The organism is Tunturiibacter lichenicola, assembly GCF_051013355.1.
Lineage (GTDB): Bacteria > Acidobacteriota > Terriglobia > Terriglobales > Acidobacteriaceae > Edaphobacter > Edaphobacter lichenicola_F.
In genome coordinates this window covers 3937744-3953852 of the sequence record NZ_CP132944.1, presented here as the reverse complement: position 1 = coordinate 3953852, position 16109 = coordinate 3937744, and the positions used below count along the sequence as shown (strand labels likewise).

Annotated in this window: 12 protein-coding genes; 3 read left to right on the top strand and 9 right to left on the bottom strand. The window is 53.2% G+C overall.

All coding sequences use genetic code 11. The annotated features are described in order from the left end of the window. The first annotated feature begins 594 nt into the window (after nucleotides 1–594). Together RBB82_RS16655 and RBB82_RS16650 are read left to right on the top strand one after the other, a co-directional pair. Nucleotides 595–1911, top strand: coding sequence for a hypothetical protein (locus tag RBB82_RS16655; protein WP_433971873.1), 1317 nt, complete (start codon nucleotides 595–597; stop codon nucleotides 1909–1911). Then, a complete protein-coding gene (locus RBB82_RS16650) occupies nucleotides 1895–2062 on the top strand; it encodes a hypothetical protein (protein WP_433971872.1) in 168 nt (55 codons plus the stop codon). The genes RBB82_RS16655 and RBB82_RS16650 overlap by 17 nt, the downstream gene beginning before the upstream one ends. 94 nt (nucleotides 2063–2156) lie before the next feature. On the opposite strand, the gene RBB82_RS16645 is transcribed toward RBB82_RS16650, so the two are convergent. From RBB82_RS16645 to RBB82_RS16620, 6 genes are all read right to left on the bottom strand, one after another. After that, nucleotides 2157–3287: a caspase family protein gene (locus RBB82_RS16645; RefSeq protein ID WP_433971871.1), complete on the bottom strand. Its 1131-nt coding sequence runs from the start codon at nucleotides 3285–3287 to the stop codon at nucleotides 2157–2159. Nucleotides 3288–3334: 47 nt separating this feature from the next. Continuing rightward, entirely contained in the window at nucleotides 3335–4762 is a 1428-nt protein-coding gene (locus RBB82_RS16640; RefSeq protein WP_433971870.1) for a clostripain-related cysteine peptidase, read from the bottom strand. A gap of 155 nt (nucleotides 4763–4917) precedes the next feature. Next, nucleotides 4918–6123 (bottom strand): hypothetical protein, encoded by a 1206-nt coding sequence (locus RBB82_RS16635; RefSeq protein WP_433971869.1) that lies wholly within the window; start codon nucleotides 6121–6123, stop codon nucleotides 4918–4920. Nucleotides 6124–6574: 451 nt separating this feature from the next. Then, nucleotides 6575–9331, bottom strand: coding sequence for a MobF family relaxase (gene mobF / locus RBB82_RS16630; protein WP_433971868.1), 2757 nt, complete (start codon nucleotides 9329–9331; stop codon nucleotides 6575–6577). A 7-nt stretch (nucleotides 9332–9338) separates the two neighbouring features. Continuing rightward, entirely contained in the window at nucleotides 9339–11327 is a 1989-nt protein-coding gene (locus RBB82_RS16625; RefSeq protein ID WP_433971867.1) for a type IV secretion system DNA-binding domain-containing protein, read from the bottom strand. Beyond that, the gene (locus RBB82_RS16620) at nucleotides 11308–11691 is read right to left on the bottom strand and encodes a plasmid mobilization protein (protein ID WP_433971866.1); all 384 of its coding nucleotides are present in this window, start codon (nucleotides 11689–11691) and stop codon (nucleotides 11308–11310) included. The genes RBB82_RS16625 and RBB82_RS16620 overlap by 20 nt, the downstream gene beginning before the upstream one ends. Before the next feature lie 447 nt (nucleotides 11692–12138). On the opposite strand from RBB82_RS16620, the gene RBB82_RS16615 reads away from it, so the two are divergent. Continuing rightward, nucleotides 12139–12507, top strand: a complete 369-nt coding sequence (locus tag RBB82_RS16615; protein WP_433971865.1) for a histidine triad nucleotide-binding protein — start codon at nucleotides 12139–12141, stop codon at nucleotides 12505–12507. A gap of 513 nt (nucleotides 12508–13020) precedes the next feature. Here the strand turns inward: RBB82_RS16615 and RBB82_RS16610 are convergent. The 3 genes from RBB82_RS16610 to RBB82_RS16600 all read right to left on the bottom strand — a co-directional run bounded on the left by RBB82_RS16610 (nucleotide 13021) and on the right by RBB82_RS16600 (nucleotide 16056). After that, nucleotides 13021–13773, bottom strand: coding sequence for a hypothetical protein (locus RBB82_RS16610; RefSeq protein WP_433971864.1), 753 nt, complete (start codon nucleotides 13771–13773; stop codon nucleotides 13021–13023). Continuing rightward, nucleotides 13760–15070 (bottom strand): DNA cytosine methyltransferase, encoded by a 1311-nt coding sequence (locus RBB82_RS16605; protein WP_433971863.1) that lies wholly within the window; start codon nucleotides 15068–15070, stop codon nucleotides 13760–13762. The genes RBB82_RS16610 and RBB82_RS16605 overlap by 14 nt, the downstream gene beginning before the upstream one ends. Nucleotides 15071–15138: 68 nt before the next feature. Then, a complete protein-coding gene (locus RBB82_RS16600; RefSeq protein WP_433971862.1) occupies nucleotides 15139–16056 on the bottom strand; it encodes an MvaI/BcnI family restriction endonuclease in 918 nt (305 codons plus the stop codon). Between the last annotated feature and the right edge of the window lie 53 nt (nucleotides 16057–16109).

Genomic DNA, 16109 nt, shown 5'->3' with positions numbered 1-16109 from the left:
CGGATCCTTCGATAACACCCCTCTATTCTATTCAGTTCAACATTCGCTTATAGGAGGGGTGCCAGCAGCTTCGGTCTACATGGAACGATAAGAGCGGCAGTCGGATCAACTTCGGGAACCACGAACCTAAAGTTTCTCGCCGGCCGCCACTTTCAATACACCGACGAGCATTTTCATTACGCCTCTGCTGCAAATTGTAAGGCGAGATCAGTTACTGCCGGGTTACAAACTTGGTGACGTACTGGCGAATGGATTGACTTCGATCCTGGTAGCAACAAACTTGCACTCAGGTATTGCCCTGACATTTACATTCGGCGCGGCACCGTGATTGTAGCGGTTCAGCCCGGTGGTCTCTTTGAGAAATCCAGATTCGAGCTGGTCGTTGTGGATATAATTTTTTGTGGGAACTGACGTCTTCGTTTCCTTGCGACCTGGGGTCCGTTACATAGCGAACTGCAACGGATTGTGGGGTGTACTGGTATTATGCCGAGGTTCCGCTGGTGAAGTTCAAAGTAAGAAGCGTTTGAGGACACCTCACGGAGGAAATCTATGCGAAGGCCCTACTTTACGTGGCTTGCAAAAGGCCCGTGCCTTATGCTCCTGAGCATATCTCCTGCTCTGTTGCTGTCTGGTTGCGGATTAGCCGGTATTTTCGCCTCTGGCCCAATAGCTAAGAACGTCATCCAAAATGCCCAAGAAACAGGTGACGCCCTAATTGCCAATGCAAGAAACGCTGGCGATGCATTAGAGGTAAAGGCTGCGAACGAACTAAGTGTGGCGGCGAACAACGCGGCGATCACTGTCGGAACTGACCTGAACAAAAAAGTTGGCGCTCTATCGACCGAGAATAGATTGCTTTTGAGTCGTCTTGAGGAGCTCACCTCCCAATCGAAGACGTTTAAGACGTCAGCATTTGAACTCAAGGAGTCGACATACCTTGATATCACAACCCTGACGGGTGATTTGGCAAGATGGTCACAGTATGATTTTCTATTGCAGAGTATTAGGGGCATCACCCAATTACAGAAGCCTGACGGCACGTACGTCCTGACGTTTGTTGGAATTGGCTTTGGGACAGATTCAAGTAAGCGATCTCAGGCCGTGAAAGCGGTTCAGGTAGGCGATAACGCCCTGAGTTCCTTTCGTGAGAACAAAGTTAGGGCCTATACAAGTGAGATTAGTATTCCAGCTTCAGTGTTCGGTCCCTTCGGCAAGGAGCGCGCCATCTCCATCATCCCTATTGTGATCACCGTTGAGGTCATTTCCGAACACCCTTTCGGTAAGCAATCGCATTTTTATAAGGTGCCAGTTTCAGTGACGCTGATGCCGAAGGTCGCCTCGGCAGTCACTGTCACGTGGACTGAGCCAATCATGGAATGGGTCACAGTCAACAGTAGACAGGAGTTTACAGGCACCACCGATGACCATAATCAACACGGTGACGTCAGGCAATTCCCGTTTACCTTCTCGAATAAGGTCGATGACAATCATCAATTTGCAGAGCCGGTATCATGCCAAGCCAACACATTCGCGGAGACGCAACCGAATTGTCAATACAGTCGTTGCAATGGCGTTAAAGTACTCGGTGGCGGAAAGTCTTTGACGCTCAATGGAGACTCTTGGGGATCACCTTGCACCTACCACTACTGGGCGCCTCTACAAGAATATAAACCCACTGGTGAGAAGAGCGTAGTTAAGCAGTATGACCTGATATACGGTGAACATCTCGTGGTCGAGCTTCCGTTATCCACGACCTTCTGGAAGATACAAGGCAAGAATGCAAGTTTTGAGACTATTGATGTCGTCGCGAGAACCAGCGACGCAAACTTAAAATTTCAGGATCTAATTTCATCGGGTCCGGTGCAAAGAGCGGTTTATCTCGTGAGCACGCCCGATGGCGTTGGGCAATGACGCGGCGGAATCAGTTCGCGCCGGAGTAGACATCAACAATATCCGCGCATGGCTGGTGCACGTCTCGCTGGGCACCACCAATGTCTCGGCCGAGACAGACCTCGATATAAAAGTAAAAGCGTCGCTCTTAGCATTCGCCCGTCAGCTTTGATCGATTGGCTCGATATTCAAGAAAAACTTATAGCTATACGGCCATGATGGATGAAGCTATGACCGCGAAAGTACACTTTAATCCAGCTATTGAGCTATTGTTTCCAAGCGGCTGCATTAATTGAGAGCACGCTAATATTATCTGCAAACTCATCAACAAAAATCTTCATTGAAGCTACCGTGAATAATTTGCCGTGATGTGCTCCATTATCTGCAGGATGGTCTTCTCCTCCTGACAGTGCAGGGAAGAGAGGAGTGCCATCAATCTTCGTCATAATCAGCCCGTAGTTCCATCCTTCTGGAAGATGTCCTCCGAGCCCGGGAATACCGCCAGTGTAACTTCTCTGATTGTATACTTTTACAACAACATCATTGATGCCACCTTGGAGCTGAATGCGTTTCTTAACGGCTCCGTTTTCGTTCCAATCCAACACTGACTGTCCGTTTATCATTAGCAAAGCGTCGTCGTCTGCGGAAGAAAACTGGGCTTCTATGAATACGGGGTCGCGGAGCATAGTACGCGAACCGAGCGAAGTATTTTCCCACGGAACCTGAATGTTATCGGTATTGTCCTCGACGTCGGCCCTGACTTTTGTAAAGAGCTCGTCGGTGTTCTGGCCTGGCCTGCGCATGTACTTTAGGAGAGCTCTTGTGTAAGGTGAGTGAGTGCCTTCACCGTCGGCTGCTACGCTGCCCGGAGACGTAGAGAAGGCTATAACCGAGTTGGAAGGCGGATTCGCTGGAGCAATAAGCCCCTTCACCCATCCCTCAGATGCGCCTGATAAAAAGGGATTTACTCTACATGCGTCTAATATGATGATGTTCGGTGCGGTTCGGCTACCAAGGGCATCAAAGACCGTCTGCAAAGAAACGGTCTTGTTGTTGACATCCATTTCCTTCATAGATTTTGCATCGACAGGAATCAAATAATTTTGCCCGTTCACTTGGATACCGTGACCTGAGAAATAGAATATCGCCACCTTCCCACTGGCTTGTGCGGTTGCGCCGAATGATTTTATGGCCGACCTTAGATTTTCGAGATTGACATCTTGTTCGAGCAATACGTCAAATCCGAGACTTTTCAGTGCATCACTCATGTCCTTTGCATCATTGGATCCATTAGGTAGGCTTCCCACTTTGTAATTTGTGTTTCCAATGACGAGCGCGACGCCTTTAGTAATGGTGGCTTGAGCGATCATCTGCCTAGAGGTAACAGTTGCAATCATGAACACTATTGCACTAAGGCAACGGATGAAACCTATCGGTATGTATCTCACGGCACTTTACTCCAGTATTGATGGAGAAAATCGGACCAGTGGTAATCCTGCACAAAATCGACGGGATAATAGGTATTGTTTTTCTCATAGCCACCCTCCGCGAAAGGATCATTTGTATGATCGGTGGAAGTTGCAGGAAAATAGATAGCTAGACCAAATGAACCGTAAGATCCCTGCCTGGCTGTGCCCGCATAGTTGGCAATTATGGATGAGCGCACAGAAGACTCTGTTTCAGAAATCACGGCCAGCAGCTTAGCATCAGTGACCTGAGCACGCAGATTAGTCAAGAACTCAACGATGTCAACATGATAGAACTGATACCCCGGCGCGTAAGTGGACGTTTCGTTGCGAGCTGTAATAATTGCTTGCAAATTGGGAACAATGTTCGTCATCAACGAATCGGCTAAGGCCGATACCGAAGATGCCACCGCCGGGATTTTACTGAGATCTAATGCTGAGAGAGTAGTTTCCGCAGTTGGGTTTTGGTAAGTTGCTTCGTAAGAGGCAACCGTCATTTTAGCCAATTCGGCCCCGTCCTGCGGGAGATGAGTTTCAATTGCTGAAAGCCAATCATCGTACTTCCAGCCGTCGCCAGGTTCAAGCTCTTCGCTTCCCACCATGTATGAGCCGACGTCTCGCAAAGCATAGCCGACCTCAAGCATTGACATTAAACAGGCATCAAAGCCAATGACGTCGATCTTCTTACCGTTAAGTGCACTTTTCAGCCCTGATTCAATCTCACTGTCGTAAAGCTGATCATTATTAGTTTCATCATTTGAAGCGGATCGAAATGTTGCTCCTGGAGCACTGTTGAGTGGCGCGGTGATACCCTGACTATCAGCCTTTCCCACCCCTGATCGAAGCGCGGTGGTAGCAGATCGCTGACTGACAGCATTGTCAGTCGGGGCATACGCACGAGAGTGTCTCATTGAGCGTTCTTTTGTGAGGAGTGTGTTTAGGAAGAGTCGCCACCCTTGGCCGTGATCCCAAATGATTAGCATGTAATGCTGTGCCGGAAAATGACTCTGCCCCCAAGTCACGAAGTCGGATAAAACTTTTGGATCGCCCATATTTGCTTCGCCGATATCCTCCATAGCATTAGAAGGTAGAGGCTTCATCCCTTTTGTGACACGAAAGCGCAAAGTTTGCGCCCAGTCAGGTTGAGTATGAGCATATTTCGCGATCCTATCGAGTTGAACGACGACATTGACGTCCGCATTGCCGCCGATCTTGGCTAACTGGCCAAAGTTCATCAGGGCATCTGGTTCTAGATTGTTATCACCGTTCATGAATATAAGAATTGTCCACGGAACGACATTAGGTGGCATGGCGGTTGGTTGGTGACCGCCTAGTGCAGTGCTTTTTATGGTGAGCGCGACGAAAAATATAAAAATGTGAACTATTATGCGATAAAGCTTACCCATTTCGCCTCCTCACTGCACCCACCTCGATCTATAAGAGACTTCCACCTTTCGCGTTGACTCTGACGGGTTCAAGAACGGGGTTCGACAGATCTCGTGCGGGGTATTTTGCCTTTGAAAGAGTTCAGACAAGTTCAACTCTGGCATTCGTAAGCAATTCATTTTGTGGCTTTCTGCAGAGCGCTCACAGCGGCTTTAATAGGAAGATTTATTCCAATCGTGAATTGAGAAGTGAAGCTATACTTGGAAGCTGCTGCCAGCTGTGCCGGAGTCGCGGCACCACCTGAAGTTACCCCGTTCAAGAGTTGTTGTTTGACAAAATCATTTGCAACATAGACTTCGGCAAACGAAAAGCCTATGGCTCCTCCCACAAGAATCGAATGCAATGGTTGACTCGCCATTGACACTCCTACTATTGGGTGCGGAATAAGGCTATAGTTAGACCCAGCTAAGTCTATTGGCGGGAAATATAAGTCTAGAGCCGCGAAGACGTTTTGTTTACTTATCTGGGTAGGTACTACGGTGTTATTTGAACTTGTGTACTGCAGTGAACTTACGCTGTGTACGGGCACTGCGACGCTCACGTCCCAGTATTCCTTCGGCTCATTTATCAGCGAGTAAGTTGGCGATAACTTTGTGGAGACTGCAGTCGAAGCGCCAGTGGTCGATGGAGTCTCAAGGAATGAATCCACCTTAATATCGCTAGTCTTGTAACCGACATCGATCACTCCTCCCCCCCATAGATTGCTTTTCGTCGGCGCTGCGGCAACTTTGGAGGAGGGGATAATCAGTTGTGCTAACTGCGAGACTGCTTGAAGGTTCGTCGGAATTCTCTTTGCTATCGTTAATTGGTAACGCACGCTGTAAGGGTGGGGGCCAAAATCACTTGCATTGAGATGTAAGTAGAGAAGCACGATCTTCGAAGCACCATATAAACGATTGTTGCCGCTGAAATCGCCCTGACCCCATCTGTTCCATTTACGAGTCCCATAATTCCTGTAGACATACCAATTCGTCGTCTTTATGGACTGGACTGCGGTGTTGGGGTCCCCCCCGGGAGCGGGATCTCCCCAGACAAGAACGTGGATGACGACATATGTGCTTTTGTTATCGAGGTTGCATGAGGGCGATGAACCCAACTGGCACACGGTTTGAGCCAGGAGTTTTGACACTGCCGATAGATCTAGGTTGCCCGACGCATCGATTCCAATCAGGGGGCTTGCTGCAGTTGCAGCCGTAGGAACACCTTCAATCGTAGCAATCTGCTGTCCTGGCGTAGAAACATTTGTCGTAGGTGTGGTAGCAGCGGCTGGTTGTGCTTTTAGGTTGTATGAAGACACCAAAAGCAAAGTCGAAATCAACATAGGCAGTGAATATCGGGGCATTTATGCACCTCTGACAAAATGTTCGGCTCAACTTATTTTGTAGAAAGGCCCGGAAGAAATATTCAATTATCTGTAAACCATGATTGTAAAGTTCATCGCGTTACACGGAATTACGTTTACCGCGATCGAATCTCTATAATTATCAGAAGCAAGTCATATCGCAAGTTTTACCGCGTGTCAATAGCGACCGCCTGTTCTGGCGAACGGATTTTCCTCTGTACATATTGACTGGGGATTATTTGGCGCAAAACTTTGAGACATAACTGACGTAACAGGCAAAAATTCACCTGGGGGCACTCGGGGGTGAGCGCAAAGAGTCAGATGCTGCACTAACCCCGGCAATTTGGTGGTCTCACTCCAGAAGATTTGCGACAAAGCCGTACATGTAAACCCACCCGAGTGGTTGTGCTCTTGAACCTCGCAGTTGGTTTCAACTCATGCGGAGACCCTGCGATATTTCTAGATCAACAGCCTGCGGCCCGATGCGCTGTTCCGTCTCTTGAGGCTGAGAAGTTTCCTGGAGTGCTGTGGCTTTCGTTACATTCCGGCTTAACTCCTGCCCGAGCGTCTTAGCATCGTTTGTATACATCTTGACGTCGAACTGCGCACGCGAGACTGAGACGTAAGCCATGCGACTGTTCAGCAACTCACCAAGGGCTTGCGAGGAGTCCACATGAATCAGTACCCGGTCTGCGGTCTGCCCCTGGCTGCTATGGCTCGTCACCGCATAGCCATAGTCGAGATGCGGATGCTTCCTCGCGTTGAAATTGACCTCATTGCCTGAGTCCATCTTCAGTTTCAGATTGCCGTCTTTGTCAATTTGCTCGACCGTGCCTAGCTCCCGGTTTGCGAGCTTCTGTTCATAAAACGGCGCCGTCATCTGCACACGGTCGCCAATGGCGAAGCTGCGTTCGTGGTCGCGATAGACAGTCACACCCTGCAGACGCCGCGGATCATAACTCAGTTCTTCGCCGCCGCGACGCTTGACAGTCACGATGTTCGTTTTTCGATCCGTGGCTGTCACCCGGGTGTATTCTCCAGCCTGCAAACCGAGAGGCTTACTTCCTTTCGAATACCGGATCACATCCCCTTTCTCGTAGTTCTGCGCATGCTGCCGGTCTGCGCCGGTTATGTCTTGCCGTACATTTAGCACGTGCACGCGATGCTCTTCGTGGCTGACTTTGTTCTCTGCCTGCATCGCGCGATGGATGCGCTGATTGATCTCGCGGCGAGATTCATTGTCAGGCGAGATGACCAAGCTGCTCTGAGGAAAGCGTACGTACTCATGCGCTATTTCACTGATACGCCCTTCACGATCTTTGATCTCGACCACACGGCCTTGTTGGTCAAGATTGCCAATCGCTGCGCGCACTTCGCCTCGTGAGAGCTGCTCGACAGCTTCTCTCAGGACGGGGTCTTTCTGCCGAATGATCTCATCGAGATGAGCCGTGCGCAGACCCGCCTCCTGCAACTGCGCATAAGGCCGCCCAGCCTCGACAGCCTCATGCTGCTGCGTGTCACCGACAAAAAGCACACGATCATTCTCCTTTAGCCGCCGCACAAACGTGTGCATCTGCTGTGTGCTTGCCATGCTCGATTCGTCGACGACGTAGAATCGCTTTTGACTGTCGTCGACCTGTTCTCCGCGTGCAAGGTAACATTGCAAGGTTTGCGTCTCGATGCCAGCTTCGGCGAGCTTCTTCGCGGCTCGCGACGTTGGAGCGAGACCCTCAACCCCATAGCCTGCACCCTCCGCAGCGTCGCGGACTACGGTTAGTGATGTTGTCTTCCCTGCTCCCGCAACACCTTCCAGGGCCATCATCTGATCACGACTTGTCAGCACCGCTTCGACCGCGTGCCGCTGGCTCACGCTGAGATGCCCGTTTTCTGCCATAATTTGCTGCCGTACTCTCCCGTCGGCCAACACCTCGCGTGCATCTCTTCCCTGTCTCATGCGCTCGATCATCTCCCGCTCATATCTCTGCATCTCATGGGTCGTGTACGCACGAGATCCGACTCCGGCTCTGCGCTCAACCTCAATCAGGTTCCCGTCGGCAGAGCGGCGATCGAATTCGACGCGGATCTGCGGCAGACGAGCATCGCCCATCGTGTGTTTCAACGCATCTCTCATGAGAGAACGCTCATCCACAACAGCTTCGCGCTCCATACCACGCTCTCGAGCGTAACTCATGCCCTCTTGTGCCGCACGTTGCGAAGACTCGGGCCTTAGCATTACGACATCTCGCCGGGCTGCTTCTCTGAGCAGGCGCTGGGGCTGTTCACCGTACTCGACGGCCAACTGCTGATGGCGTTGACGGACCTCTTCATGGGAGAGCGGCTGCTTTGCATCGCGCGTCCGGTGGGCCGCGATCTGCGCAGCGCCAGCTCCCGAAGTCCCGCGGGCTTCCATGTGATCGACGATCTGCTGCCGCCGCGGGCTCGACGCCTCCAGATACTCGCGCGAGTACCCCTTGATCTCTGGTTGTCCGTGTTCGCCACGTTCGATCTCGTAACCCAGCCCCTGCAGATGCGATGCCAGCTCCGAGCGATAGACCGCCGTCGCATACTGCTGCGTCTTGTACAGCTCCTGCGGCTGCAGAGCCCGAGTGTTTCCATCAACAGTCTCGGTGAGGTTGAATACCACCGCGTGCGTGTGAAGTTGCGGCGCGGCATAGCCACCAACGGGTCGGCTACTGTCATGCTCGAACTTAGCGACAGCCCATGCACCCGTCGTCTGAGCCGGAGCGATGCCACCTATGCGGGCCTGGACGTACTTCTCCATCTCGTCAAGCGCTGTCCTGACGCTCTCCTGGTGGGCTTCACACACACGACTGTCGCCGCCCACCAAGGCAGTGAGCGATACAGACTTCGGTGCGCTGAATGTCGCATCCCAGCCGGCACGATGCTCCATCGTCCGCACCATCTCGCCACGCTCATTCTCATACTCACGCGCGGTTTGATGACGCACAAGCTGCTCTCCGGTCGATGGGTGCTGGCCTTCGGACAATCTTGTGAACTGTTGCTCCTGCACCTCGCCGGACAACCCCCACCGCTCCGCAAGCCGGCCCTGCCACTCGCCGCGCACACGTTCGCCTTCGGTGTAGTAGTTCTCTTTGGCGTTGGCAAACTCCGCTTTGTGATACGCCTGCGCCTGGCCGGAGCTGATCGGTTTGGAAAGTGTCACCATAAGCGATTCACTCGAAGTATGGATGTTGCTCGTTCACCTTCGCTGGCTGTTGTTCCTGCTTCTTTAAAACTCCCTGCGGCGACTTCCGTTGCGGGGCAGGCTGCATGACCGGTTTTTCAACCGCAACAGCCGTAGGCTCTGCTGCTATTGGCACCGGAACCAATGGCGTTAACTTTCGCTCGATGAATTTCTCCGCATGATTTGCCAGCTCCATGTACGGGAAGCGCATCTGTACCACCAGATTGCCGTGCTTCAGATAGCCGTGCAGTGGATCGAGTCCACCAACTTCGGATGCCATGACCAATGGCTCACGAGTTATGTCACGCTGTTCGCTCTCGCGCCCGCGGGGAAATGCGCCCTTTACGCGCGACTCGCGGAAGCGTTCTACCTCGATCTCTCCAATGGCTTTTGAGATCCATTCGGATGCATGCGGCTCGCTCGTCTTCAGGAAGATCTTCGTCGCTGGCTGGCTCAACATTGCCTCCGCAACATGTCCGTACAGTGCCTCGACCTGCGCTTTACCCTGGAAGCCAAGTACCATCGGGTTATTCGATTTGCGGTTCTCTGTCACCGCCGTTTTGAGTTGCGGGAGATGCTGTAAGCTCGCCAGCTCGTCGAGCACGAACCAGGTCTTGCGTCGAGCCGTGTCGTCGTTCATCATCCGCAGCACCAGCAGGTCGAGCCATAGGCTCACCAGTGGCCGCATCCGCTCGCGCATCGTCGGTTTCGATGTGATAAACACCCATCCTTTGCGCTGCTGCGCCCACTCGACGGTGCTCCATCGTCGGTCAGTTTCGCTCTCTGTCGGGAGCAGCTTGAACGCGTCGGCGACCATGTTAAGGGACCCCAGAACACCGCTTCGCTGGTTCGCTGCGCCACGGTCGATCATGGCCGCCATCTCTGTTCCTTCGACTCGTTTGTCGATCTCGTCTGCGTTGCTCATCCAGTATGTAAGCTCTTGCGGAGTCGGTCGGAGATTGATCAAGTGCGCGAAGATTTTGCGTGGAGCTTCGACGAAGAAGCGGTTCTCTCGCCCCTGATCCGGAAACAAGCTAACAGCTAAGGTCAGGGCCTCTGCTTCGTGGGGAACCTCATCGCCAGGTGTCCAGAACGGACATCGGGCATCGAGCGGATTCAGCACCACATCGCCGCGTCCTTCCTTATAGAACTGCGGCAGATATTCCATCGCAGGGTCGTATACGATTGCGGCTTCGCCACGGTCGGCGATCTGCGAGAGAAGCTGCCGGATCGTCGCACTCTTGCCGGTGCCGCTGTCGCCCACGATGAGGAAGTGCATCGCCTCGCGGTCACGCGGAATACGTACCCAGCGGCTAAGATTTTTATGCACAAGCCGGTCCGACCAACTCTGCTCCTCATTGACGAACGCAATGCCATCGGGACGACCCAGCTTCGCGTTGAACTCCGCCGTCCTCACTAACTCCGGGCCGCGCAACCGCCGACCATGCTTCCAAACCATCCGCCGCGCACGGTCCTTCGGAACCGCAACCAACAGTGACAGGACGAAGAACCCTGCCGTCCATTCCGCCGGCGTCTTTGCCAGGTCCCGAGTCCTTTGATCTTTGAACACGAACCGTCCCAGCAGCGTGTGCAGCCCTCGGTCGTTGTACGTCCCGGTCACATATTGCAACCGCAAAATGCCGTCGCTTACGCCCTCATCCGTCAGCTGGTACCCGTGCCTCCCGTCCGGCCCGGTCACCGGCTCGATCTCGTCATCGATCAGCAGCCGTTGGCCCTTGCCCACGACGGCCTCCAGCAAGGTGTACTTCCCCGTCGCGGTCGGCGATCCCCGGCCTAGAGTTCCGCTCCTAAGATAATCGGTTAGGTACAGTTTTTGCGCCGCTGTCCATCGCTCCCTGTACTGCATCGTCAGCGCGCCGGCAAGGAACACGCCCGTCAGCAGGATCGCCGCCCAAGTCCACACCGGCGTTTGGCTCGGCCATGCTTTCGAGTACTCTTTACGCCCCCATTCCGCCATCCCCTTCGACCTCCTCCGATTGGGTTTTCCGCAGGACCGAACGGGCGGCCTGCAGGCGTTCACGTGCTCTCTCTACCTTCGTGGCATCCGCCCGTTCGATCAGACCGCGCAGCTCCGACTCAACCATCGGCTCGCCCTTAGCTGTGCGAAAGCTCAGGTTTAAGAACAGAGACCGTAGGGCCAGCAACTCAGCCAGGATGACCTCGCCAGACTCCACTCCCCCGTCCAGTGGTGCGGAAAGGAGCACGTCCCGGACCCACTCCGACAGTGTCAGCCCCGCCGAACGCGCTCGCTCCTCCAGCGTGGCGAATTCGGCCTCGCTCACTTTAGTACCAACGGATTTTGTACGGAGCGGCGGCTTCATAGATCACCGCCAGCAACCAGGGGAGAACACAGGCCACACATCGCCTGCGCGTTGCACAGTTTCGGGCAGCGTGGCCGAAAGCGGGCTAAGGGATCGGAACTCATATGGTTCCCCGTCAGCAACCTGCGATCGCTTCAAGAGTACCGCGTTTCTTATACTTTTTCTATTGCCCTCGCGTTTTCAGCAAGTTCCCGATCGCCAACCGCGGGTTACTGTGCAGCTCCCATTCTGGGGTGACGTGTCACCCTAAAACCGCTGCGCAGCAGCGGCCGTTGGGGTCTTGGTTGGAGTGGGGAAATAAAGGAGGCGCGGACCTCTCTATCGCGAACGTCTTCTGCCGCGTAGCCGGCGAGCGAGGGCCGGCCGGGATGGCGGGATGAGATCGGCGGGGAGAAACCGAAGAGGTTTCTGGACAGCAGGCCAGCATCCAAATTACCTTCGACCATAATGAAGATCACGCCGAGCAATGTCGCATCTTCCGATTGTCTCTTCTGCAGAATAGTGGCCGGAGACATATCGGCAAACCGCGTTTACGAGGACGAGTTCTGTATCGGCTTCCCGGACATTAACCCTCAGGCTCCAACTCACCTGTTGATCATCCCGAAACAGCACATATCTTCGATCGCAAAGGCAGAGGCTGAGCACGCCGCGCTTTTGGGCTCGCTTATGTCTGCAACGACGAAGATCGCACGGGACGAGAATCTGAGCAAAGGCTACCGAATCGTCGTCAATACCGGCGATGATGGCGGCCAGACCGTCAATCATCTTCATTTGCATCTGCTGGGTGGCCGACATATGAACTGGCCTCCAGGCTAACAGTCGGTTGGGGAATCGAAAGGAAAGAGCCCGCGACATGTCTCCCGGACTCTTGAAAATCACCAACTGAGGAGCGTAAGCTCTCCGGCGGGTTTACCTAGATATTGAAGTTTGGCTCTCTTCCTCTTCTATGCCATAACGGAGGCTTGGTTCGCTTGTATCCACGCGGCAACATGCTTTGGCGGGTACCCACAACCACTCGCTTCTTAATAGAGGTCGAGTTCTCCGTGCTTTGAGAGTCGCTTCGCCATATTGGTTATACAGTCTGCCGCATTCGGAATCGCTCCCAGAAACCGCACGGGGCAGTTCCGGCCGTCTTCGGCTACGCTGATTGAAGGTTTACGACGCATCCTTCGCCAAGAGCTTCCTCGCTTCTGAGCGAACCTGCACTCCGCTTCCTTGCTTCGTCTCTCGATCTAGACGAGACCACCGCAACCGAATCGAGCTTTCGGAAGAAGATCTCGAAGGCCTGCGGGAAGGGATAGAAGAGGGCGCACGAGAAAGCTGGAACACCTATTCCTGTTTTGTCGTGGAGTTAGAGATTGGACGTACTGCCGTGCCCCGTTTCGTTTGCGGGGACAGGCCGAACTCGGAAGCATTCGTTAAGAGCTTCTTTCCGGACGTTGTTTCTAGCGCGTTGGCTTTATAAAAGCTGCATCTTTTTCGGAGTGGACAGGTTTCGCATCGCGGTTTGATGCTGCAAACGCTTGAGGCGAAGTCCAGAATTGCCCAGTTCATCAGCTTAGGTTCTTGCAGATCGACAACGCGGCCGGCCAAACGTTGAAGATAAGGATCGTGACGAATATCGGCCAATATCCGTGAGCCGAAGAATCGCTCAAGTAAACGTGCCATGTTCACGTCAAGAAGGGGCACAGGCTTCCCGAAGCTGAACATTTCTATCGCATTCCCGATGTATTGACCCACGTTTGGCAGTGCGTCGATTTCAACGCGACCGAGAGGGAAGACGCCATGTCTAGCAGCCATTGCGCAGGCAAGATTCTTCAGAGAAGATGCACGGCGTCTCCACAGCCCTATGGGCTTTAGAAATCTTTCCAGGTCGGCGTTTGAAGCTTCACTCAGGCTCTTCCAGTCTGGATATTTCAACACAAACGAGGGAAAAAACTTCGCAACTGTTTCCGCGCGGGTTCTTTGGAGCAATACTTCGGAAACGACCTGAACGAAGAGACTCGCGTCGGACGCCCGCCATGGGAAGATGCGCTTGTTATTGGCAAACCAGCTCATCAAGTGCGAGCTAAACCAATGCAAGGTTCTCTTGTTTGGCTGGCGCTTTCTTTCGGATCTGAACCGCGGACTCGCTATTGAGGATCGTCGCAAGATGTTTGCCAATTTCATGGGCGAGTTTCACCGGGACTGCGTTACCGATCTGGGTGTACTTAGGTACTTCTCTATCCCAAACCCCCTCAGTGGGGATACCCGCCCTGCGCGATCCCCCGGTAGTTCGCGAGCCCTTGAACTGATACCAATCTGGAAAAGTTTGCAGTCGAGCCCATTCCCGTACGGTGGGTATTCTCGGCTGTTCGTAGTGTACGAAATCGTCTGGCAAGGAAGTCACCGTGAGTGACGGCCCCTGCGCTCCCCAGACGGCGGGCAGAACTCTCTGTGCAAACTTCTTCGTCCGCATCTTTTCCGGAATCGCCCCCTCATTATCGATCATGTGAAGAAACTTGGCCCTGATGTTTGGCTTATGTTGCGAATACTCGTGGTCGGTGAGGGGATCGCCTTTTTGGGCGACACAAGAACAACACTGAGATTGCCGGTAATACTTCTGCGTTGCTGTCTTAGGAGAACCTGGGTAAGCGACGGTTGCGTCCCTTTCCATGTAGAGGGGATCCATTAGATCGCCAAGCACATCTTTCAGATTGGGAGGCATCACCCCTTCGAGCTTGGAAGGTAGCAGGCCTTCGGCCACTCCCTGAGGATCCTTCTTGAAAAGATGAACCAGATCCTTCCGTATCCCGACAATCATCACTCTCGGACGCCGTTGAGGAACGCCATAATCGCTTGAATTCAATTGAACGCCATCCGGCACGTAGTATCCAGACAGCTTCTTAAAGGAGGCCTGCACCTCGCTCCAGATTTCCCCCTTTTGGCCGGTATCTGTCCACCGTCCGAAGGTGATTCCACGCACGTTTTCAAATAGAAACATCTTGGGCTTAACAGCCTTGATAACCTCGATCATCTGAAGGTAGAGATGGTTCGAAGGAATATCCGCCTTTTCGACCTTGTACGAGCGCCTGTGCCCGATTCCGGAATAGCCCTGGCAGGGCGGTCCCCCGCAAACGAGATCGACCTCTCCGTCCGCAATGCCTTGAGCGTGCCACTTGGGCCACCATTTCGAAGACAGCTCCTTCTTATCCAAATCGTAGACATCAGGCACCCAAAGGTCTCTCATGTCCGCTCGATTCGCGATATATGTCTCGGCTGCAGATTTGTTTAGTTCTGAGAAGAGAATGGGATGAAGTCCCGCTTGCTCTAGACCGAGGGAAAGCCCTCCGCAACCAGCAAAAAGATCCACGAAAACGAGTTTGCCGTCTGAACGCATGGGGAACCTCCGTTGCAAAACCACTGCACTAGAGGCAGTCTAGCAAAAAACTTTTCCACCTGGCTTTTTTAGGCTAACTTGCTGATAGCAAGAGGTGTATTTTCACCAATTTGGCCGAAGGAGTAATCGCGGGGCTGCGCGAACAACACAGGAATATCGCGCTTGTTCAGTTTGAAGAGATATCCCTGGTCCTTTGCCCCACCACTCGCTGTTTCCTTAATCACGTGATCCATCGTGACCGACCCAAGGCCCAGTAACGCATTGAATTGCACGACACTCGGTTTTTCCGTATGCCGAACAGACTCCAGATCGAAGTATTCGATTCCCTCTGAATGTGTCGACCGGACTCGTATCCAAAAGGTTTCTCGGTGCTTTTCAAGCAGCCGCGCGTGAAGGTGAGGTAAAGCCCATATTGCGCAATCGGAGTTGGTGGGCTGGTGAAATTCGTGAAGCACCTCTTCATCCATATCCAATCGAAATCTGAGCCCTTGAGAGTTGGCAATCCGGGCGGAGACGGTGCAGTTAAGACGGCGAAGCCCGCGTCGCTCGTAGCCAAACTCTCGAAGAAACTCCGCGCTGGACTTGAGGCGGCTCATCGACCAATTGGGAACCTGTGAGAAGAGCCCGGCACGATTTTCCTGCTTAGGCTTACCTCTATATGCTTTCAGCTCAATGCCGAGGTAGTCGGGCTGCTTCGATGGGTTCTGTAAAATTCCGAGGGCATGCTCAAGGGTTCTACCTACTGCCGTATCGCCTTCGCAAACCGCTCGAAGTGGACCGCTGGAGGCAATGACTCGTAACTTACTCAATAGCTCATCTGAGACTCGGTCCTTATCTCGGCGAACCTGCTCAAGAAACTCACTGAGATCAGTCTTTCTAGTTTCACGGATGGATTCAACGGTGACCTGGCTAAGATTAATTAGGTAGATTACGCCGACGTAAAGAAAGACCCCAAGAATCTCGTCCGGACCTGCGAAGGATGGCAATCCTCGAAACCAAATCCTTGGATCACCATGTTTCGTGCGTGGACGGTAGAGGC

What these genes read in the sequence shown, in the direction of transcription:
- RBB82_RS16620 (WP_433971866.1), bottom strand. Translation starts at nt 11,691, where the DNA reads ATGAAGCCGCCGCTCCGTACAAAATCCGTTGGTACTAAAGTGAGCGAG.
- RBB82_RS16605 (WP_433971863.1), bottom strand. Translation starts at nt 15,070, where the DNA reads ATGCGTTCAGACGGCAAACTCGTTTTCGTGGATCTTTTTGCTGGTTGC.
- RBB82_RS16615 (WP_433971865.1), top strand. Translation starts at nt 12,139, where the DNA reads ATGAAGATCACGCCGAGCAATGTCGCATCTTCCGATTGTCTCTTCTGC.
- RBB82_RS16650 (WP_433971872.1), top strand. Translation starts at nt 1,895, where the DNA reads ATGGCGTTGGGCAATGACGCGGCGGAATCAGTTCGCGCCGGAGTAGAC.
- RBB82_RS16645 (WP_433971871.1), bottom strand. Translation starts at nt 3,287, where the DNA reads ATGATTGCAACTGTTACCTCTAGGCAGATGATCGCTCAAGCCACCATT.
- RBB82_RS16635 (WP_433971869.1), bottom strand. Translation starts at nt 6,123, where the DNA reads ATGTTGATTTCGACTTTGCTTTTGGTGTCTTCATACAACCTAAAAGCA.
- RBB82_RS16655 (WP_433971873.1), top strand. Translation starts at nt 595, where the DNA reads ATGCTCCTGAGCATATCTCCTGCTCTGTTGCTGTCTGGTTGCGGATTA.
- RBB82_RS16640 (WP_433971870.1), bottom strand. Translation starts at nt 4,762, where the DNA reads ATGGGTAAGCTTTATCGCATAATAGTTCACATTTTTATATTTTTCGTC.
- RBB82_RS16625 (WP_433971867.1), bottom strand. Translation starts at nt 11,327, where the DNA reads ATGGCGGAATGGGGGCGTAAAGAGTACTCGAAAGCATGGCCGAGCCAA.
- mobF (WP_433971868.1), bottom strand. Translation starts at nt 9,331, where the DNA reads ATGGTGACACTTTCCAAACCGATCAGCTCCGGCCAGGCGCAGGCGTAT.